At 77.3% G+C, this 2,032-nt stretch carries 1 protein-coding gene and 1 pseudogene; one reads left to right on the top strand and one right to left on the bottom strand.

The genetic code is table 11. From position 1 onward, the window contains the following. On the bottom strand, positions 1-1,636 hold a 1,636-nt coding region (locus HUW36_RS31735; RefSeq protein ID WP_174531436.1), incomplete at its 3' end, for a class I adenylate-forming enzyme family protein. Positions 1,637-1,822: 186 nt separating this feature from the next. Between HUW36_RS31735 and HUW36_RS31740 the strand changes: the two are divergent. Then, positions 1,823-2,032, top strand: a pseudogene (locus HUW36_RS31740) (hypothetical protein); the annotation flags it as partial.

Below are 2,032 nucleotides of genomic sequence, written 5' to 3' on the forward strand. Positions count from 1 at the left end.
CCGCCCAGCGCCGGGCGACCTCGGGTGCGCCCGCCGGGTCGAGGGGCCGCCAGGTGAGGCGGGTCAGCGCCTCGTGGTGCGCGCCGTTGACCGCCCGCAGGCGGGCCGGACGCTCCCGCAGCAGCCGGCGGATGACCTTCCCCGAGGCGGTACGCGGCACCTCGTCGATCTCGTACAGCTCCTGCGGCACCTTGTGGTAGGCGAGCCGTTCCCGGCAGGCGGCGTACGCGGCGGCCGGCGCGAAGCCCTCCGGCGCGGGCACCACGTAGGCCACCGGCACCTCGCCGAGCACCTCGTGCGGGCGGCCGGTCACCGCCACGTCGGCGACGCCGGGCACGGCGCGCAGCACGTCCTCCACCTCGACCGGGTGCACCTTCTCCCCGCCCCGGATGATCAGTTCCCGGTGCCGGCCGGTGACGAAGAGGTTGCCGTCGTGGTCGCGGCGGGCCAGGTCGCCGGTGCGGTACCAGCCGTCGCGCAGCACCGCCGCGGTGGTCTCGGGCAGCCCGTGGTAGCCGACCATGACGCCCGGCCCGCGCACCCACACCTCGCCCTCGTCACCGGTCGCCACGTCCCGGCCGGTCTCCGGGCTGACCAGGCGGACGTCGACGCCGGTCACCGGCTGCCCGCAGGACCCCTCGACCCGGGGCCGGTCCGGCCGGGTCACCGCGATCGCGCCGCACGTCTCGGTGCTGCCGTACGCGTCCAGCAGCGGCGCGTCGAAGACCTCCTCGAACGCGCGGCGCAGCTCGCCGGTGGTGATCGCGCCGCCGACCAGGCAGACCCGCAGCGCGGGCGCGCGGAACCCGTCCGCGCGGGCGGCGGCGACCAGGTGGTGGTACATGGCCGGGACACCGGCCAGCACGGTCGCCTCGTCCTGCGCGACCGCGCGCAGCACGTCGGCGGCGGCGAACCCGTCGACCAGGCGGGCGCTCGCGCCGACCGCGGTCACGCTCAGCACGCAGGCGATGTGGGAGAGGCTGTGGAACAGCGGCAGCGGCCAGACCACCCGGTCGGCCGAGGTCAGGTCCGGCACCGGCACGTAGCAGGCGGCCACCGACCACAGGCAGGTGCGCTGGGTGGACAGGACGCCCTTGGGCCGGCCGGTGGTGCCGGAGGTGTAGAGCATCCAGGCGACCTCGTCCAGGCCGAGGTCGTCGCGGGCGTCGGCGGCCGGCGGCACGTCGACGAGCGCCGGCCAGGCGGTCGCCCCGTCCGGGTACGGCCCGTCGCCGGTCACCCAGATCCGCAGGTCGGGCCGGTCCGCGCGCAGCCGCCGGAGCTGGTCGAGGTGCCCCGGGTCGGTGACCACCAGCACCGCGCCGGAGTCGTCGAGCAGGTGGGCCAGCTCCGCGTCGGTGCTGCGCGGGTTCAGCGGTACGCCGACCGCGGCGGCCCGGGTCACGGCCAGCCAGGTCTCCACCGTCTCCACCCGGTTGCCCAGGCAGAACGCGACCCGGTCGCCCCGGGCGACACCGGCGTCGGCCAGGTGCCCGGCCAGCCGCCGGGTGACCGCCTCCAGCCCGGCCCAGTCCACCGCCCGGTCCGCGTCGCGGAACGCCACCCGGTCCGGCAGCCGGTCGGCGTGGGCCCGGAGCAGCTCCGGCACCGGCTGGACCAGGTCACTGCGCAGCATGTCACCACATCCGTCCCTCGCCGTAACGGCCCAAGTCTGGCCAGCGGCCCGGCGGCGACCTACCCCTGTCGCCCCCTAACCGGACCCCGGTTCCCGGCCGCGCCCGGGTGGTCCGGCGGGCCGGCGCGGTGATGATGGGCTCGCCCCGAGGACGCCGCGTACCCACCCGCCGACAGTCGAGGTGCCATGGACCGCTCCTGGTTGTTCGCCGACCTCGCCGTGCCCGGCACGGGGTGCGTCGACGCGCGGGCGGCCGAGCTGGTCGGCACCGTGGTGACGCGGCTGGTCACCGAGGTGCGCGCCGCCGACCCGGCGGTGCGCTGGTTCTTCGACCGGCTCGACTCCCCCGCCCCGGCGCGGCTGCGGCTGGGCCTGCACGCCCGGTCCGCCGCGCTG

This window comes from Micromonospora maritima (genome assembly GCF_902825405.1).
Lineage (GTDB): Bacteria > Actinomycetota > Actinomycetes > Mycobacteriales > Micromonosporaceae > Micromonospora > Micromonospora maritima.